Here is a 15,831-nt window from a genome sequence, read left to right as displayed (position 1 = left end):
CTACCTCTTCGCCTTGGCCTGCAGGTGCTCGAAGATCCCCGAGCCACTGAGCGTCCTGGCGGTCTTCTCCACGCTGCGACCGACCACGTACCCGCCGATGCCGAGCTGCACGATGTCGAGCAGGCGCTCAACGACAGCCGCATCCAGGGTCTCAGGGGTAAGCCCCAGCCAGTGAGCACCGACCAGGGCGGCGAACCACAGCATCAGCAAGGGGCGCCAGCTCCTTTGCAGCCAGCTCTCGCCTTGAACCTCGGCGGTCACCACCTGCGTGCGCCCCTCGAGCAGCGTGCGCTCCAGGTCAGCATCGATACGGCGCAGCTTCACCGCTGCTTCCGGATCCGTCTTGACCGCTTGCGCCACCGCTTGCGGTGACTCTGGTACGCCCAGAGCACGAGCGATGAGCCCACCAACTGCAGCCCCAGCAGGGCCGCCAAGGGCGCCGCCAGCCACAGGCGCAACCTTGCCCACCGTCTCGGCGACATCAGACCAGCTCATGGTTTGCTACCTCGCACACGGTCGGCGACCGCCATCAGGATGACGTCGATACTGCGCGGGCCAAGCCAGCCACAGATCACGCCGACGGCAGACGACGGCCAGCCGTTGAGGTCGAAATAGACGCTGATGCCCGCGGAGACCGACACCATCGCCACCAGGGCGGGGATGTCGAGCCACAGGCGACGAGTGATGAATCGACGACGCTGCCCCGCCTGCACCTCATGGGCGATCTTAGCGAGCAGACCTATCATGACCGCGAACCCTGCAGAGACAGCGAGCAAGGCGTCCTCCCGCCACACTGAGACCGTGTCGAGGATCGCCTGCCACCAGTTGGCATCCTTCCACGGCATCACCCCCTCCACCTAGCCGGGCCGCCAGTGCGCGTATCCACGTGCACAAAGGTGCGGTAGAGCCCAAGGCTAGCCGATGGGAACGTCTCGGCAATCCAGTCATGCACCGCGTCGGGTGGCGTGCCGGCGACCTTGATATCAGCGGCACGGCCATAGATATGCTGCGAGCGAGCCGCGCCGCCCACCGCTGCGTTGTGTGAGCGGCAGCGGGCCGCGCTGGTCACGATCACCGGCATGCCAAAGTGCTGGCGCACCGCCTCGAGGATCTCCAGCGTCTGGGCATCAATGGTGTCGAAGCCGCACTTGCCACAGTGGCAAGCGAACTCCGCGCGCTTGAAGTGGCGAGAGACCTGAGTCATGGCAGCACCTCGGGGAGGTCAGGCCCGGCTAGTCAGCGGGCAAGGCGCCAGGCGGCGCCGTCACGGAAGAGGTGGCCATCCCTGGCCGGGGGAGCACGCATGGCGCGTGATTGGTAGCAGGCCCCGGAGTCGAACCAGGTATCTCTGGGTTATGAGCCCAGCGACTTGCCGTCTGTCCCGCCTGCTGTAACGCAAACGCCCCACCGGATGGCCGGCAGGGCGTTGTGATGTGTGGCGCCCGGCGGCTATTCGCGCCAGGCTACACAGAGGATAGCTCAGCCTCCTGATTTCTACAACATGTGGTATTCGACGGCGCCATAACCCACTTCATCAGCTTTCTGCGGGCCTCGCTCGCCGCATTGTCGAACGCCTTCACATCCTTGAACAGCATCGCCCCCGCGCCGGGCGGCCACCCCAAGTACTGCACCCACGGCCGCGGGTTCGCCACGATCTGCGCATAGCTCATGCCCCGCGGCCCGTTGGAGCGGCGGTCGGTCTTCGCTGCGCGAATCAGCACAGCCACGCGCTCCCGAAACGTCAGTCCGGCCGCCTCGATGATGCGCCGCGCCTCCTGGTGAGCCAGATGCTCAGCGAGACCACGGTCATAGAGGCTCGCCAGAGGCTCCCGGGCCTTGTCCGTGCCGCCTGGCTGTTCGCCGATACCCGCCGTCGGGCTAACATTGTGGTACCCCTGCAGGCGCTCATCGCCATACAGCGTCCGCCGCTCCACCTCCATATCGAGCAACCGAGCCACCAGAGTGCTCGCCGCCTCGGGGGTATGGCCAGGATGATCCTCACGCGCCATCGCACGATGATCCCGCAGGTTCAGCCGCTGGTAGTCCATGCCCTCGCTCCTTTGCCTCAATGCCGCCATGCCCACCTCCTGCTCGCTCCGTGATCGTCACCCGGGCCTGTGCCTCCTCCTTCTGAGGGCCGCGCACCACCAGGATCTCGTCTACCTGCCCATCATCCAGCCACACCCGGCTATAGGTCAGCGCATCCAGCAGCGCCTTGAGCTTGTTGTCGATGTCGAACGCCCGGCCGTTCTTGGGGTAGAGCACCACCTCCAGCGCCACCCGGCCCGCCAGCTTGCGATTAGCCGCCCCCTGCGCCAGCAGCTCACCCCTGGCTCGATTGCGGAACACCCGCGCCTCCTTGCTCAGCAACGTGCGCTTGCCCACGTTGCGCCAGATCCGGTTGGTGCTCGGCGGCCATGGCATCCAGACCTCCATCAGCGACTCCCCTTTCCTGGTTTGCACTTGCCCTTCTCGTCCGGGCGCTTATATCCCTTCGCCCCCGGCGGCGGGTTGCGCTTGATCTGCGCCAGCGTGGGCACCTTCTTGCGTCTCGGTACGCTCATACCTCCAGCTCCCCGTTCTGGTCCCACAGCGCGAAGGAGCTGGCCAGCTGATCGAAGGCCGCTGCCGCCTCCGGATCCTCGTCCAGCTCCCGCAGCCGCTCGACCTCGCACTGATCCAGCAGCCAACGCATCGCCGTCGTGCGGTTATGCGGCCACATACTGGCGTGGTGCGCGGTAGCATCCAGCCACTCGTAAAACCGGCGCTCGGCCAGTAGCGCCTCGGCGCGCTCAGCGATCATCACGGCCCTCCATCATCCAGCCCGCATCATCCAGGTCGCGCGCCACGCACCACACCACCAGCACCTGGAACCCCAACGTGCACACCACCCCAACAGCCACCCCGATCAGAAACCCCATCCACGGATACATCACCCTGCCCTCCTCTGCGCGCGCTCCCAGCGCTGGTAGTCCGCCACGATCCGGTCGAGCATTGCTCGGGCTTCCTGGTGGTGATCGGCATCCAATAGCGCCCGAGTTGTCACCCCGCACGCATGACGGATGAAGTCCGCCGCATCTTCGGCGGTATGCGTGCCATCCGGCAGCGCCTCCGGCCCCAGCCCCTTGGCCTGGCGGCGGCGCTGGTCCAGGTAGAGCCGGAAGCGGGCGTTCTGGCACAGCAGGGCCGCGCGGCGCGCCTGGGGGCCGCCCTTCACGTGATCCGTCATGAGCACACCCCCAGAGCCAGCGTCCACATGTCCCACAGGATCAACGCCCACACCGGCGCCAGAGCTACAACTGCCAGGCACCACCACAACGTGCGGTTCATCCTCATACCTCACCCCCAGCTTTCAGCAGCAGGCGGCCGGTCTCGGCCAGCCAATTGATCTCCGAGAGCGCCTCCGGGCACCTCGACGCCTCATAGCGCTGTCGGGCGTCGGCCATCAGCGTCATGTTCATGGCGGCGCAGCGGTGCAGCAGGTCGTGGGGGATCGGCAGCGCCAGCCGCTCGATCGTGCCCGGATACTCGATGGGCGGCAGGGCCTCGCCCGTGCCATCGCCCTCAACCTTTTTCGTGGCGCCACGAAGATGGTTGGATGGGGCTGACTCCGGCCGCGTCACCGGTCTAGGCGCGGTGAGCTGGCGCGGGCGCAGGGTGTCGCGGCTCTTCGGGCGCACCGGCGGCTTCTCCGGGATCGGCTCCGGCGCGCGGGAGGGCATGGCCGCCTGCGTCATCGCCTGCCGCGCGGCCTGGTGCCCTTCCGGCGTGACCTCCCAGCGTTCGCCCGACTGGGTGACGTAGCCCTGGCGCTTCAGGCTGGCCAGGTGGACCAGCACCTTGTCCTGCTCGATGCCGGTGCGGGCGTTGCAGGCCGCCATCACGATCAGCGAGGAGATCGGCCGGCGCGTCTCGGCGCACTGCTGGGCCACAGCGGCGAGGATCGACAGCTCCTTGGTCTTCACGCTCACAGCAGCGCCTCCTGTTTCAGAAGGCCCACCGCATCCAGCAATGCATCGAAGCGCTCGCCGTACCAGTGCGGTTGGGTCTCTCGCGGGTTGCTGGGGTTGGTCAGGTTCTTGCCGTAGGCCAGCCCCTTCTCGGTCACCGCCCAGTAGCCCTTCACGCCTTTGCTGGCGCGGCGCGTCTTGCGCTCCAGGAAGCCGTGATCGGCCAGCAGCTGATTGAACGATTGCGTGGTGATGACGCCGGGGAGGTGTCGCTCGAGCAGCTCGGTGGCGCTCGCTGTAGGCAGCGACTGGCCGCCGGCATCCGCCGGGCCATCCACCACGTAGCCGGGCAGGAAATGGGTGCCGAGGCCGTGCTGCTGGCCCAGCTTCTGCAGCATGCTGACCTTGCCGCTCTCGCTGACCCGGGTCAGCGCGCAGTAGCACTGCAGCAGGGCCATCTCGCCCCGCAAGCGCGACTCGTCGAGCGGGTCAGGCTGATCGACCTGGGGCAACTGGTAGCCGCCGGTCTGGCGGATCGTGGGCAGCACCTCCTCGAACACCCAGGCCTCGAAGCGCTCGGCGCTGGGCAGCTGGCTCTTCACGATCAGCCGGTAGACGTCCGACTCACGGATGACGCGCATCATCTGCTTGCCGCTCGGAGTAGGGGTACCCCGTTTCAGGGTACCCTTGCAGTGACGGTCGATAGCGTTCTCCGGTTTGGCATAGCCAAGGGCTTTCGCTACATCACGAGCAGCGAACAGGATCTCTCCGTCATCGCCCTGGACGACGCGCACCTGCTGCTGGTCGAACTCGAAGGGAATCATCTGGGTCATGTTCAGGCTCCTTTCAGCGCCGCGCGGAGGCTGCGCAGCCCCTGGTCGGCGGTCATGGCATGCGGCAGGCCATCGGCCTCCGCCTGGCGCTGGGCAACGTCTCGGCCGGCGCGCTCAGCCAGCTCGGCCTGGCGGCGCTTGGCGTCATGCTCCAGGGCGGCCCGGGGGCGCATGCTGGCGCCCCGCGCCACTCGCTCCACCACGCAGTCGCGGTTGTCGCTGGCGTAGTAGTGCTGGAACTGCCGGCGATGCTCGCCCAGCTGGTGGTAGCTGGCGCTGCGCAGGTTGTGCAGGTCGACATGCTCGGCGGCGGCGGCCACGGCGTCGTGGATGAACGGCTGGCCGGTAAAGGCATGCGCCTGGACGTTGCGCCAGGCCTCCTCGCTACTCGGCAGGCCCAGCGGCTCGGGGCGCAGGCGGCAGGCCTTGGCGAACAGCATCGGGCTATCCGGTGGCCAGGCGGTGCGCCCCTGGGCCACGGCCTCGCCGGCAGCCTGGTTGAGGGCAGCCAGGCCACAGGTCACGTGGGCCTCGCTGAGGTGCTGCAGGGCGCGCAGCCACTCGCCGCTGGCATCGAGGCAGACCCACTGCCCTTCGACCTCCTCGCCCCAGCCGGCATCGGCGCAACGGCGGCGCCAGTGCACGCCGTACAGCTGCCCCAGGGCATCGAACACCTGGTCGATGGTGGCCTCAGTGACCGGGGTCAAACGCCCCGTCGTAGACCTCTCCCCCTGGCGCTCCCGCCACTTGCGATCGGCGGCGCTCCTCAACGAGGCGACGAGCGTCTGCGGCGCTGAGGGTCGAGAAGCGCTGGCGCGGGCCAGCAGATCCTGTGCGGTGTCCATGGCGGTCTCCTGCGGCGGTGGGCCCGGTGCCGGGCTGGGGCTTGCGGCGGTTCTCGTCCAGCCACTTGGCCAGGCGCTCGTGCCAACCCTGGTGGGTCAGGCGTTGCTCGGGTTTCTCAGCGAAGTGCGCGGTGAAGTTGGCCAGGGTGGCCGGCGTGGGCGTGACGTTGCTGGGCAGGCCTCGGCGCCAGCAGGCGGCGGCCAGCGCCTCGGGCTCGGGTTGCCATCCGTAGGTCATCGGAAACTGGCGGCGGGCCTCGGCCACCCGGGCCTCGTACTCGCCCCGGGGCTGGCCCCGGTCGTCCTGCTCGGCGGCACGCTCGAAAACGTCACGCGCGTCAGAGGGAGGGGGGTTACTCTCTGTTGTAGTCTCTGTAAGAAAACTCCCATCGGGAGATTCTGTGCACTCCGGTTGGGCGTCTCTTGTTTCTCCGTTCGGGAGATTGCAGTTTCTCCCAACTGGAGAATCTGGGGTTTCATGCGGGTTTGCGGGCGATTCGGCGGGCTCCAGCACCTGGTAGAGCGCCAGCGCCAGCGCCTCGGTATCGACCCGGTACCAGGTCTTCGCCGGAACCCCTTTGCGCTGCTCCTGGAGCACGCCCAGGGCGACCAGCTGGCGGCGGGCCGTCATCTGCTGCTTGGCGCTCATGCCGGTTTCCGACTCCCAGCTATCCACGGCACCAGCCTGCTCCTTCCAGAACCAACCCTGACGCGCCCTCGCGGTGGGCGTGTTGGTCAGGAACAGCGCCTGACTGAGGAAGATGGCGCCCTGCACCGTCACGCCCGGCAGGCGAGTGAAGATAGGTTGGTAGGCGACCGGCCGCCCGAGCAGGGCCGGCAGCATCGCGGCGGTGATATGGCTCACAGCGGCACCTCCTGTATGCACATTCACGCCTCGCCGGTCGCAGCTGCGGGTTCGGTGGGTGGTGTAGGCTTGGAGATGCTGGGGTAGCGCTCGGGGCAACGGGAGCGATGGAGAGCAGCAAGACGCTTACCAGACTCGTACCGGGTATCACTGCCCTTAAACACGCGGGCGATGGTCGCCTGCGACACGTGGACCTTTTCAGCGATCTGCTGCTGGGTCATGCCGGCCTCGATCAGGTCGGAGACCATGTCTCGTGCGGTGAAATAGCTCATTCGCGACACCTATGCGTTTTCGTCTTAGATGATAATACGAAAGCGTGTTGGTCGCCGCAAGGCGAGGCCAGCAAAATACGGAAGCGAATACACGCGATGGCACTGACGAGTGGCGGGATTCAGTCGATGACAGAGGGTGACACGATCAGGACCCGGCTCCGCCGGCTGATGGATGACCAAGGCTATAGCGAGAACGAGCTCTCGCGGCGATCTGGCGTGCCGCAGCCCACTATCAATCGCATTCTGTCGGGTGAGAGCAGGTCGCCCCGCGGCTCCAACGTGGACAAAATTTCCAAGGCCCTAGGCGTTGCCCCTAGCTTCCTTACCCACGGCGTTTCCGCGCCAGCTATTGGCGACTCCATCAACAGCGGCCCCCGCGTGGGCGACCTGGTGCGCGAAGGCAAGATGGGCGACTACCCCAAGGCGCCCCCCAAGGATGACTTCGAGTGGGCCGAGCCCAAGATCGTGGAGGACGAAGGCCCGCTGCGCCCAGATGAGGTAGAGCTGCCCTTCTACCGCGAGGTGGAGATGGCGGCCGGCGATGGCCGCACCCAGGTGGTGGAAAACCACGGTGCCAGCATGCGCTTCAGCCTGGCCAAGCTCTCACGTGCCGGCGTGCAGCCGCACCTGGCCGCCTGCGCCACCGCCAGCGGCACCAGCATGGAACCCACCATCCTCGACGGCAGCCCCATCGGCATCGACAAGGGCGCCCGCCACGTGGTGGACGGCAAGATCTACGCCCTGGACCACGGCGGCATGCTCAGAATCAAGCGCCTCTACAAGCTACCCCTGGGTCGCGTGCGCCTGGTCAGCGACAACGCCGACGAGTACCCGGAGGAGGTGTGCGGCCTGATGGGCCCGGACGCCCCCAAGATCATCGGCCGTGTGTTCTGGTGGGAGAACTTCGACTAGCCGAAGGACGGGCAATCAACCATGATGGAACTGCAGAAAGACGGCACGATCCGCCTGGAAATCAGGTACGAAGGGGGTGATGCCGAAGCCCACAAGCTCGACATGGCGGCGCTAGGCGAGTCGCTTCAAGGATTTAGCCGCATCTATGCGGTGGTTGGGCATTTTGCGGCAACCGGGCAATATGCCAAACAGATGCAGGCGCTTTCGGTCAGAACCTATGCTCAGGAAGCCGAGCCAAAATGCTTCAGCGTAGCGGCTATCATGAGCTTTGCGACCAACAGCGGTTGGTTTCAGGGCTTGCTTCCATCAGTCATAACGGCAGTGACCGCCTACGTCCTTCACAGGTGCAGCGGCAACAAAGAAGAGATGAAACATCTTAGAGACCTGCTTGAACAGCAGTATGGCAAAGACCAAAAAATGATGGAGAGGATGATGGATACCATCGATCGCCTCGCCGATGGCCTGCGCCCGTCTGTCCGCAAGTCTGTTGTACCTGTAGGTAGCTCGTGCGAGCGGATCGATCTTTATGCCGAAGGGGAAAAGCACCAGACGATTGACCAGGCCTTGAAAGACTCCGTGATGAGCTCGGTCGACGAAGAGCTGATTAACGAGAAGACGTATTCAGTCACCATCTCAGAAATGGACTACGAGCGCCGAACCTGCAAGGTCCGGCTCGTGGGCGACGAAAATGACGACTCCCTCGACGAAGATGGTTTGCCCCCTCGTATCAGCGGCGTCATTACAGACCCGGCAGTTGAGCTTCAGGGCAACCTCTACCTGCAAGCATTTATGAGCCAGAGGCCGCTGGATGTGCGCGCCAAGGCGACGCTCAAAGATGGCAGCATCACGCGGCTCTACATCTCCGACACCGCCTGATCATGACGCATCGCCGCCACAACTCACCATGGCGGGCTTATCATACCGTCCCTACCCTTGCCCACGCGAAAACGCCCCGGCCATCCATGACCAGGGCGCGGGGCAAGGTGGCGCGGCGTGTTCCGGCGGCCCGCGGGTCGCATTCGGCATGCACCACCTCCTGAGCATGGCACGCACTTCCGGCGACCGATGTAGGGCTGCACCAATGCGCTGTGTAGGAGATCGCCGACAGACGCGCCCTTCTCGCTTCGCCAGAATGTGGACTGGCATCGCAACCACAAGGAACAGGGAAATGGGGAAAGCCGTAGTCGCCTTCATTGTGTCGCTCTTCGTCTTCTCGATCATCTGGGATGACGACAACCAGGCCAAGGAGCCGCCAGTCGATCACGCCGAACAGCAGCGCCAGGCTGAAGCCGCGCTAGCGGCCCTGGATGAAGCAGAAAACGACGACGAAACCATCAGCAGTAGCACGAGCGACGAGGCCACTCCGCCACCGCCACCTGCCCCACCACCCTCGCCGTGGAAGGTGTCACGCTGGCAATCAAAGATGGATGACAGCCCCGCTGTGCTGCTCACCTCCGAGTCCGAGGAAATGGTCTCCGGGCGCTTCGGAAGAGCCGGCCCCGCCACACTGATGCTGCGCTGCCTGGAGAACACTACCAACCTGCTGGTAAAGGTGAACGACCACTTCCTCGCCGACATCCAGGGCTACGGCAACGTGCGCTATCGTATTGACGACAGGCAGGCTGCCACCCTGCGCATGCGGGAATCCACCGACAACGAAGCGCTTGGCTTGTGGTCAGGCGGCCAGGCCATTCCCGTGATTCGTCGCATGTTCGGCCATGACCAGGTCACCATGCAGATCACGCCCTTCAACCAATCACCGGTGACGGTTACCTTCCCGATCACCGGCCTGCAGGAAGAGATTCAGCCGCTTCGCCAGGCCTGCCACTGGTAGGCGACTCCCTCCGCACTACCCGGCCCGCCACCTCGGCGGGCTTTTTTTGCCCCGACCTATACATAAACGCATTGACACCTCAAACCGTTTTCGTATTATTAGAGGTGAAACGTATAGGGAGACACCAGATGTCAGTCACCGCCCACCACAGCCCCACCGAGTTCGAGTTCGCCGGCTGGCGCTGCCGCACAGGCCGCCGCGGCTCCGGCCTGCCCACCGCGCCCCAAGCGCAGGTGATCGCTGGCCTGGCCGCCGGGCTCACCCAGAAGGAGATCGCCAAGCTGCGCGGCTGCTCGCCGGCCACCGTGAAGGCCGCTGTCACCACGCTGCTCTACCTCCTGCACGCCCACCGTGCCGCTGGTGCCGTGGCCGAGGCCCTGCGCCGCGGCTGGATCGCCCCGCTGGTGCTGGTGCTGATCGTCTCCGCGCTCAACCCCCACGCCGAGGCGATGCGCCACCGGCCGCCCACCCGCACTCGCCAGCCTGTTTCCACCACCGTGCGCCTCACGCGCCGCGACACCGGGAGCCAATACGCATGAAGCCCGCACCCCAGATACCCAGCCACCTCCGCTTCCTGATCGCCGGCATCCAAGACCGCGCCATGGATCTCGCCCTGCTCGGCCATACCGGCGTGAAGGCCGAGCTTGATATCGACGACGCCTTCGCCAACTTCGAGTTGGTCACGCGGCCGGGGTACTGCCAGTACGGCGCCGCAGCGAGCACCCGCATCACCGCCCGACTGTCGTGTGTGCTGGGCGTCAGCGATGACACGCCCCTCGACGAAGCCATGGCCGAAGCGCGCCAGCAGATGGCGGCCATGCTCGACCACCTCAACACCCTGATCGACCAGGAGCTGCCGGCATGAACCAGCACGAGGAAAGCCGCCACACCTACCCGCTGATGCACCTGGCCAAGGCCTGGCACCAGCACGCCCAGCACCACGGCGAGAGCGACCCCGCGGTGGAGCTCACCGGCATCCCGGCAGGTACCGGGCGCCGTGCCGGCTACTGGTCCGCCTTCTTCGCGCCCAGCAGCGGCGAGATGGTGGTCATCCAGGGCGCCGAGCCCCACGCCACTCAGGCCGCCGCACGCGACTTCCTGGCCTGGATGCTCCACCGCCTGCACAACAACGGGAATATCACCCTCTACCCGCGAGAGCAGGCCGAGGAGCAGGCACAGGAGGTCACCGCATGATCACTCGCCGGCACATCACCAGTATCGCCGCAGCGGCCGGCATCATCGCCGCCCTGGGCGCGCTCAACGCTCACGATCGCGACCTCGAGGCCGCCGCCATGGAGCGCTACTGCGAAGACGCCGCCACCTGGGCGGCAGAGGAGGCCAGAGGCGTGCCGGTCAGCCACCGCACCGGCCAGCCCGACTACCGTGGCATTGCTGCCGAGCAGTGCCCCGGGCTGCGTCCCGCGGGCCATGCCAACGAGCGCCAGCTGGCGCAGCACTGAGGAGGAGATCATGGGAGCAACCGCCTGGCCGGAGGAGCATCTCGCCATCATCGCCGACGAGTACCCCAAGGGCGGCGTGGCGGCGGTGCGCCGGCGCCTGAGCACCAAGCGCAGCGATGCCGCCATTCGCTCCACGGCGGCCCGCCTGGGCGCTAAGCGCGGCAAGGGCTATCAGCGCCAGCCGATGACGCCTCAGCTGCTCAGCGAGCTGAACAAGGCATATCGCAGCAAGGCGCCCAACCTCCAGGCCCTGGCCGACAAGCATGGCGTCAACGTGGGCTGGCTCAAGTACCAGGCCCGCACCCGGGGGCTGGCGCGCACCAAGAAAAGCCACCGCTGGGCACCCGAGGCCGACGAGATCCTCACCGAGCGCTGCGAGGGCCTCTCGCCCAGCCAGGCGCGGCGCCACCTGACCAAGGCCGGGTTCTACTACCCGCTGACCTCGGTGGCATGGCGCATGCAGGTGCTCAAGGTCTCCACGGAGTGCACTGACGCCATGACGCCCAAGCACATCTCCCAGGCGCTGGGCGTGGATTTCAAGGCCGTGAGGCGCTGGATCGACAGCGGCCACCTCAAGCCCTGGAAGCGCGATAACCACCTGGGCGAGCCGCATCACTACACCTGGGTGAAGCATGAAGACCTGCGCGCCTTCCTGATCAAGCACCCGGGCGAGATCGACCTACGCCGGATCCCGCCGGCGTTCCATCACTGGTTCATCGACCTGCTCGGCAATCGCAAGGGAGACGCCGCATGACCATCGACCCCGAAAAGCTGCTCCAGCTCGCCCGCCAGCGCCAGCATGACGGCGGCGTGACCCTCGGCTGGCCAACGATGCTCAAGATCATCGACCAGCTGCACATCCTTCAGAGTCAGGTGGCCCACCTCCAGATGGTGGAAGAGGCCACTATCCCCTGCCGCTTCCACGACCACGACACCGAAGCGTGCCTCAAGTACAGCGGGCGGGTGCCCTGCGAGCCGCGGCCCGACGAAGTGGAGGTGCAGACGGTGGTTGGCACGGAGGGCAGCCAGTGACCAGCCTCAACCTCTTCGGCCACGAGCTGGCTGCCGCCCAGGGCTTCCCCGCCGACTACCAATTCGCCAAGGCCACCGGCCAGGCCCTGCCCTCTGACTTCCTGCCCCAGAGCGACACCAAACGCATCAAGGGAGACTGACATGAGCCTGCAAGCCCTGCTCAACACCAGCGTCAGCGACGCCCAGATCAGCCTGGAGGGGATGCTGCGCGAACACCCGGCCCGCGCCGCCCGCACTGCCATCGACCTGCTCGAGGTGCTGCGCAAGCGCGAAGGCGCCAGCGTCCGCCGCAAGATGGCCGCCACCATCCTGCGTAAGGCAGCCAAGGCACTGGAGGTGGAGGCATGAGCGACACCCCCATCTACCCGCGCCTGGCCGAGCAGCTCAGCCTGGACGACTGGCACGACATGCTGATCTTCAGCACCCGCTACTGCCTTGGCCGGCGCACCATCGCAGCCGCCTACCGCGCCCAGCGCCTCGCCAAGCTCTGGCCGATCCTGCCGAGCGCCACCAAACGCATCATCCGCCGCGACCTGGAGCGCGAGTTCGAGCGTGACGACATCGCACGCCAAGGCGACCAGCAGCTTTACCACCTGCCGCTGGGCATGGACTGCGACCGGGCCGCCTGGGAGCAGGTCCGGCAGGCGTGGATCAGAGAGGAGTCGCTGGCATGAAAGAACGTCCGATCCTATTCAACGGCGAGATGGTCCGCGCCATCCTAAACGGCCGGAAGACCCAGACCCGGCGGGTGCTTAAGCCTCAGCCTGATAGCGGCATTCAGTACAACCCCTGCGCTCAGCATGGAGTTCTGAACGGCAAAGGGAACCCCCTTGTTTGTCGTTTTGGCCAGCCAGGTGACAGGCTGTGGGTACGGGAGGCTCACGCTTTCGTGCCTGAGCCTGCATACCGCCGTAGCACCGGCATCTACCAGCAGATCAACCCCGCCGATGACTATGAGGCCTGCGTCTACCGGGAGAACTTCGACCGGTCACGCAGCTTCCCGTGGCGCCCTTCGATCCACATGCCCCGCTGGGCCAGCCGAATCACGCTGGAGATCGTCAGCGTGCGCGTGGAGCGTCTGCAAAACATTGACGCTGCCGGGGCCTCTGCCGAGGGCATCAAAGTGCCGAGGGATGCAGAGGGCAATCTCCTAATCGACGTGAGCTCCAAGTTCAGCCCAGCGAAGTACATACAAGGTAGCGGCACTCCGAATGAACACCTCGCGCGCGCCTTCTTCGCCTCGCTCTGGGAATCCATCAACGGCGCCGGCTCCTGGGACGCCAACCCCTGGGTCTGGGTGGTCGAGTTCCGGAGGGTCGAGGCATGACCTGCCCCATCACCTGGGCCGCCGGGCGCAGCCATGGCCAGCCCTACGCCACGCTCTACTGCTCGGCCTGCATGGCGCCCATCCGCCACCGGCTCACCCCAGGCGCCGCACGGGAGCTGCGTGACGAACTGCTCGAGGCCGGCCACCTCTGCCGCCGCCAGCACGCCCTGCCCGCCCCGGTGCCGGCAGGGATCGACACCACACACGACATCGAGGCCGCACTGGCCGGGAGGAAGGGATGAAGGTTTCCATGAACGGGCTGCGCCGCAACCTGAACGGCGACGTCGAGACGCTCCGGCGCCTGGTTGAGGCTGTGCTCGAGGGCGAGTGGTACGACAAGGAAGACCTGCGAGACGCCATGAACGACGTGATCCGCGACAGCAATGTCCTGAACTGCGTCTATCACAAGGACGATCCGGATTTTTCTGACATGGGGCAGATCGAGGTTGAGCTTCTGGAAGAGGAGCCCGCCGAGTGAAGCCGACGCATATCCACAGCACTCACGGCACCCGCACCACCCGCATCGGCACCGCCGAGGGCGAGGGGCAGCTCGCCGGCAAGACGTTGGTGATCTACCTCGACCTGAGCGTGGAACCACCGGCCACCCACTACATCGAGGCCGAGCGCTGGGATGCCGAGTGGCGAGAGATCCCCACCGACGCCTGCCCGGTTTGCTACGGCAGCGGCACGGATCAGATCAAGCAGCGGAAAGACCGCCCCTGCGGCGGCTGCTACGGCCTGGGCCGGGTGAAGGAGGACGGCGAAACGCCGAAGGGAGAGTGGGAGGTGGCCGAGGTGGCCGGGAGGATCATCGAGGGTCTGCGCGGCAAGCTGGAGCGAGCGAACAGCGGCATCGAGGCAATGCAGAGAACCCCGGGCGTGCCGGAGGCCATCGATGCGGAGCGAGAGAGGCGCAAGGAGCGCCAGAAAGAGAAGGGGCCGCCGGACTGGGTCCAGCGCGAACAGAAGTGGCGGGAAGGCAGAGGCCGCGGCCTAGGCGGCGCAAGGCAGACAGGAGACTGACAATGGCGGGACTTGTGCTATCACGTGAAGAGGTGCGCGAGGTTACTGGCTGCGCCCAGCGAGCGCTCCAGCGCCAGCATCTGGACGCCCTGGGCATCCCCTACCAGGTGAACGCCGAGGGCTGGCCGGTGGTGTTGCGCTCCAGGGCGATCGAAGTGCTGGGCGGCAGCGCAGCCAACGATGAAGCCCCGCGCGAGGCGACACTGTACCTCGGCGAACTCTGAGGAGAGAGGCGATGAAGGGAATGCCCAAGCGCTGGGCCTATAAGCATGGCGCGTTCTACTACCGGCCCAGGGAAGGCGAGCGCGATGCGTTCGATGGAAAGACCTGGTTCAGGCTGGGCGCCACCTACGCCGAGGCGCTGCGCGCCTTCGCCGATCGCATGGAGCTGCAGATGGGCGACACATTGGCCAGCCTGATCGACCGTTACTCGCTCGAGGTGCTGCCCACGCTCAGTTACTCGGCCCAGAACAACTACCGGCTGAGTCTGGACCGGCTGCGCCGGGTAATGGGTCACAACGCTGTCGGCGTCATCGTGCCCAAGCTGGTGTATCGCTACCTCGACGAGCTTCAGCAGAAGAAAACCATGCAGGCCGCCAACCAGGATCTCAAGGTATTGAATAGGGTGCTCGACTTCGCCGTTCGCTGGGGCGTGATCGATCGCCATCCAATCAAGGGGCACGTCAAGGCCTACGGGATCCGCGACGGCTTGAAGAAGGCGCGCACGCGCTACGTGGAGGACTGGGAGCTTGCCGAGTGGCAGCGCGTGGCCAGCGCACAGCAGCGCGCCTTTGCCGCCATCATCATGCTCACGGGCGCCAGGAAGAGCGACACCCTGCGCATCATGGAGGCGCACATCAGCGACGCCGAGCTGACGATCCAGGTCTCGAAGACCGGCAAGACCATCTCCTTCCTGCTCACCGAGGCACTGCGCCAGGCCATCGCCGAGGCTCGAGCCTGCAAGCCCAAGGCGAGCCTCTACCTGCTGCCCAACCATCGCGGGCGGTGCTACGTGAGCGAGCAGGGCCTGACGCAGACATGGGATGGCAAGTGGGCCGACACCATGCGCAAGGCGTTACGGGATACCGACCTGGAAGCCAGCTTCACGCAGCACGATCTGCGCGCGAAGGTGGGCTCGGATGCCGACACCGACGCCCGCGCCCAGGAGCTGCTCGGCCACACCAGCACCGCCGTCACGCGCCAGCATTACCGCCGAAAATCGAAGGCCATCCGACCGGTGAAATGACTCGCCGAGGCTGTCTCACGCCACCCATCCAAAAAACGGAGAAACAAGCACTTAACCCCGCGAAGTGCCGAAAACCGTGAGACAGTTACGCCCCGACATGCTGTTGATTCCAAAGGCAGAACCAGCAGTTCCCGTATGCTCACACATGGAACACCTCGGGGCGAGTTTGGCTTTGCAAATCAGTATGCTGCAAGACGGTCAGTCTCACAAATCGGCGGTTGTCTCACGCCTG

Annotated in this window: 32 protein-coding genes, 1 tRNA gene and 1 pseudogene; 19 read left to right on the top strand and 15 right to left on the bottom strand. The window is 65.9% G+C overall.

Annotated elements, in window-relative coordinates; genetic code table 11:
* From BLP95_RS08940 to BLP95_RS08880, 15 genes are all read right to left on the bottom strand, one after another.
* Positions 1-495 carry a 3TM-type holin gene (locus BLP95_RS08940; RefSeq protein WP_143004414.1) on the bottom strand — a complete coding sequence of 165 codons (495 nt, stop codon included), beginning with the start codon at positions 493-495 and terminating at the stop codon, positions 1-3.
* On the bottom strand, positions 492-845 hold the full coding sequence (locus BLP95_RS08935; protein ID WP_089678379.1) for a P-loop NTPase family protein: 354 nt from the start codon (positions 843-845) through the stop codon (positions 492-494). The genes BLP95_RS08940 and BLP95_RS08935 overlap by 4 nt, the downstream gene beginning before the upstream one ends.
* Positions 845-1,204: a YcbK family protein gene (locus BLP95_RS08930; protein WP_089678377.1), complete on the bottom strand. Its 360-nt coding sequence runs from the start codon at positions 1,202-1,204 to the stop codon at positions 845-847. The genes BLP95_RS08935 and BLP95_RS08930 overlap by 1 nt, the downstream gene beginning before the upstream one ends.
* 111 nt (positions 1,205-1,315) lie before the next feature.
* Positions 1,316-1,390: transfer RNA gene (locus BLP95_RS08925), tRNA-Met, on the bottom strand.
* Between the two features lie 73 nt (positions 1,391-1,463).
* On the bottom strand, positions 1,464-2,048 hold the full coding sequence (locus BLP95_RS08920) for a hypothetical protein (RefSeq protein WP_089678375.1): 585 nt from the start codon (positions 2,046-2,048) through the stop codon (positions 1,464-1,466).
* Entirely contained in the window at positions 1,999-2,436 is a 438-nt protein-coding gene (locus BLP95_RS08915) for a RusA family crossover junction endodeoxyribonuclease (protein WP_218118530.1), read from the bottom strand. The genes BLP95_RS08920 and BLP95_RS08915 overlap by 50 nt, the downstream gene beginning before the upstream one ends.
* Positions 2,436-2,564: a hypothetical protein gene (locus BLP95_RS17180; protein ID WP_281187378.1), complete on the bottom strand. Its 129-nt coding sequence runs from the start codon at positions 2,562-2,564 to the stop codon at positions 2,436-2,438. The genes BLP95_RS08915 and BLP95_RS17180 overlap by 1 nt, the downstream gene beginning before the upstream one ends.
* Positions 2,561-2,803: a hypothetical protein gene (locus BLP95_RS08910; protein ID WP_089678373.1), complete on the bottom strand. Its 243-nt coding sequence runs from the start codon at positions 2,801-2,803 to the stop codon at positions 2,561-2,563. The genes BLP95_RS17180 and BLP95_RS08910 overlap by 4 nt, the downstream gene beginning before the upstream one ends.
* Positions 2,793-2,933: a hypothetical protein gene (locus tag BLP95_RS16855; protein ID WP_176760261.1), complete on the bottom strand. Its 141-nt coding sequence runs from the start codon at positions 2,931-2,933 to the stop codon at positions 2,793-2,795. Before BLP95_RS16855 ends, BLP95_RS08910 begins: the two co-directional genes overlap by 11 nt.
* The gene (locus tag BLP95_RS08905; protein ID WP_089678371.1) at positions 2,933-3,229 is read right to left on the bottom strand and encodes a hypothetical protein; all 297 of its coding nucleotides are present in this window, start codon (positions 3,227-3,229) and stop codon (positions 2,933-2,935) included. Before BLP95_RS08905 ends, BLP95_RS16855 begins: the two co-directional genes overlap by 1 nt.
* 103 nt (positions 3,230-3,332) lie before the next feature.
* Positions 3,333-3,971, bottom strand: a complete 639-nt coding sequence (locus BLP95_RS08900; RefSeq protein ID WP_089678369.1) for a hypothetical protein — start codon at positions 3,969-3,971, stop codon at positions 3,333-3,335.
* The gene (locus tag BLP95_RS08895; RefSeq protein WP_089678367.1) at positions 3,968-4,783 is read right to left on the bottom strand and encodes a BRO-N domain-containing protein; all 816 of its coding nucleotides are present in this window, start codon (positions 4,781-4,783) and stop codon (positions 3,968-3,970) included. The genes BLP95_RS08900 and BLP95_RS08895 overlap by 4 nt, the downstream gene beginning before the upstream one ends.
* 2 nt (positions 4,784-4,785) lie before the next feature.
* Positions 4,786-5,490 carry a hypothetical protein gene (locus tag BLP95_RS08890; protein WP_089678365.1) on the bottom strand — a complete coding sequence of 235 codons (705 nt, stop codon included), beginning with the start codon at positions 5,488-5,490 and terminating at the stop codon, positions 4,786-4,788.
* Positions 5,474-6,493 (bottom strand): DnaT-like ssDNA-binding domain-containing protein, encoded by a 1,020-nt coding sequence (locus BLP95_RS08885; protein ID WP_089678363.1) that lies wholly within the window; start codon positions 6,491-6,493, stop codon positions 5,474-5,476. The genes BLP95_RS08890 and BLP95_RS08885 overlap by 17 nt, the downstream gene beginning before the upstream one ends.
* Positions 6,494-6,516: 23 nt before the next feature.
* The gene (locus tag BLP95_RS08880; protein WP_089678362.1) at positions 6,517-6,765 is read right to left on the bottom strand and encodes a helix-turn-helix domain-containing protein; all 249 of its coding nucleotides are present in this window, start codon (positions 6,763-6,765) and stop codon (positions 6,517-6,519) included.
* Between the two features lie 96 nt (positions 6,766-6,861).
* On the opposite strand from BLP95_RS08880, the pseudogene BLP95_RS17255 reads away from it, so the two are divergent.
* The 19 genes and pseudogenes from BLP95_RS17255 to BLP95_RS08795 all read left to right on the top strand — a co-directional run.
* Positions 6,862-7,077 (top strand): annotated as a pseudogene (locus BLP95_RS17255) (helix-turn-helix domain-containing protein); the annotation flags it as partial.
* A gap of 78 nt (positions 7,078-7,155) precedes the next feature.
* A complete protein-coding gene (locus BLP95_RS08875; RefSeq protein ID WP_245678721.1) occupies positions 7,156-7,677 on the top strand; it encodes a S24 family peptidase in 522 nt (173 codons plus the stop codon).
* A gap of 21 nt (positions 7,678-7,698) precedes the next feature.
* Positions 7,699-8,553: a DUF7946 domain-containing protein gene (locus BLP95_RS08870; RefSeq protein WP_089678359.1), complete on the top strand. Its 855-nt coding sequence runs from the start codon at positions 7,699-7,701 to the stop codon at positions 8,551-8,553.
* 292 nt (positions 8,554-8,845) lie between these two features.
* Positions 8,846-9,511 (top strand): type VI secretion system-associated protein TagO, encoded by a 666-nt coding sequence (locus tag BLP95_RS16850; protein ID WP_176760259.1) that lies wholly within the window; start codon positions 8,846-8,848, stop codon positions 9,509-9,511.
* Positions 9,512-9,639: 128 nt separating this feature from the next.
* Complete coding sequence (locus BLP95_RS08860; protein ID WP_089678355.1) at positions 9,640-10,050, top strand: LuxR C-terminal-related transcriptional regulator; 411 nt, start codon at positions 9,640-9,642, stop codon at positions 10,048-10,050.
* The gene (locus BLP95_RS08855; protein WP_089678353.1) at positions 10,047-10,376 is read left to right on the top strand and encodes a hypothetical protein; all 330 of its coding nucleotides are present in this window, start codon (positions 10,047-10,049) and stop codon (positions 10,374-10,376) included. The genes BLP95_RS08860 and BLP95_RS08855 overlap by 4 nt, the downstream gene beginning before the upstream one ends.
* Entirely contained in the window at positions 10,373-10,705 is a 333-nt protein-coding gene (locus BLP95_RS08850; protein WP_089678351.1) for a hypothetical protein, read from the top strand. Before BLP95_RS08855 ends, BLP95_RS08850 begins: the two co-directional genes overlap by 4 nt.
* Entirely contained in the window at positions 10,702-10,971 is a 270-nt protein-coding gene (locus BLP95_RS08845) for a hypothetical protein (protein ID WP_089678349.1), read from the top strand. The genes BLP95_RS08850 and BLP95_RS08845 overlap by 4 nt, the downstream gene beginning before the upstream one ends.
* 10 nt (positions 10,972-10,981) lie before the next feature.
* Positions 10,982-11,725 (top strand): MerR family transcriptional regulator, encoded by a 744-nt coding sequence (locus tag BLP95_RS08840; RefSeq protein ID WP_089678347.1) that lies wholly within the window; start codon positions 10,982-10,984, stop codon positions 11,723-11,725.
* Positions 11,722-12,003: a hypothetical protein gene (locus BLP95_RS08835; protein WP_089678345.1), complete on the top strand. Its 282-nt coding sequence runs from the start codon at positions 11,722-11,724 to the stop codon at positions 12,001-12,003. The genes BLP95_RS08840 and BLP95_RS08835 overlap by 4 nt, the downstream gene beginning before the upstream one ends.
* Positions 12,000-12,143 (top strand): hypothetical protein, encoded by a 144-nt coding sequence (locus BLP95_RS16845; RefSeq protein WP_176760258.1) that lies wholly within the window; start codon positions 12,000-12,002, stop codon positions 12,141-12,143. The genes BLP95_RS08835 and BLP95_RS16845 overlap by 4 nt, the downstream gene beginning before the upstream one ends.
* 1 nt (position 12,144) lies before the next feature.
* Positions 12,145-12,351, top strand: coding sequence for a hypothetical protein (locus tag BLP95_RS08830; protein WP_089678343.1), 207 nt, complete (start codon positions 12,145-12,147; stop codon positions 12,349-12,351).
* Complete coding sequence (locus BLP95_RS08825) at positions 12,348-12,677, top strand: hypothetical protein (RefSeq protein WP_089678342.1); 330 nt, start codon at positions 12,348-12,350, stop codon at positions 12,675-12,677. The genes BLP95_RS08830 and BLP95_RS08825 overlap by 4 nt, the downstream gene beginning before the upstream one ends.
* The gene (locus BLP95_RS08820; protein ID WP_089678340.1) at positions 12,674-13,330 is read left to right on the top strand and encodes a hypothetical protein; all 657 of its coding nucleotides are present in this window, start codon (positions 12,674-12,676) and stop codon (positions 13,328-13,330) included. Before BLP95_RS08825 ends, BLP95_RS08820 begins: the two co-directional genes overlap by 4 nt.
* On the top strand, positions 13,327-13,572 hold the full coding sequence (locus BLP95_RS08815; protein ID WP_089678338.1) for a hypothetical protein: 246 nt from the start codon (positions 13,327-13,329) through the stop codon (positions 13,570-13,572). The genes BLP95_RS08820 and BLP95_RS08815 overlap by 4 nt, the downstream gene beginning before the upstream one ends.
* A complete protein-coding gene (locus BLP95_RS08810) occupies positions 13,569-13,808 on the top strand; it encodes a hypothetical protein (RefSeq protein WP_089678337.1) in 240 nt (79 codons plus the stop codon). The genes BLP95_RS08815 and BLP95_RS08810 overlap by 4 nt, the downstream gene beginning before the upstream one ends.
* The gene (locus BLP95_RS08805; protein ID WP_089678335.1) at positions 13,805-14,353 is read left to right on the top strand and encodes a hypothetical protein; all 549 of its coding nucleotides are present in this window, start codon (positions 13,805-13,807) and stop codon (positions 14,351-14,353) included. The genes BLP95_RS08810 and BLP95_RS08805 overlap by 4 nt, the downstream gene beginning before the upstream one ends.
* Positions 14,354-14,355: 2 nt before the next feature.
* On the top strand, positions 14,356-14,577 hold the full coding sequence (locus BLP95_RS08800) for a DUF4224 domain-containing protein (RefSeq protein ID WP_089678332.1): 222 nt from the start codon (positions 14,356-14,358) through the stop codon (positions 14,575-14,577).
* Between the two features lie 11 nt (positions 14,578-14,588).
* Positions 14,589-15,599 carry a tyrosine-type recombinase/integrase gene (locus BLP95_RS08795; RefSeq protein ID WP_089678330.1) on the top strand — a complete coding sequence of 337 codons (1,011 nt, stop codon included), beginning with the start codon at positions 14,589-14,591 and terminating at the stop codon, positions 15,597-15,599.
* Positions 15,600-15,831: the final 232 nt, after the last annotated feature.

It is taken from the genome of Halomonas shengliensis (assembly GCF_900104135.1).
Lineage (GTDB): Bacteria > Pseudomonadota > Gammaproteobacteria > Pseudomonadales > Halomonadaceae > Halomonas > Halomonas shengliensis.
This window is presented reverse-complemented; position numbering and strand designations above follow the sequence as displayed.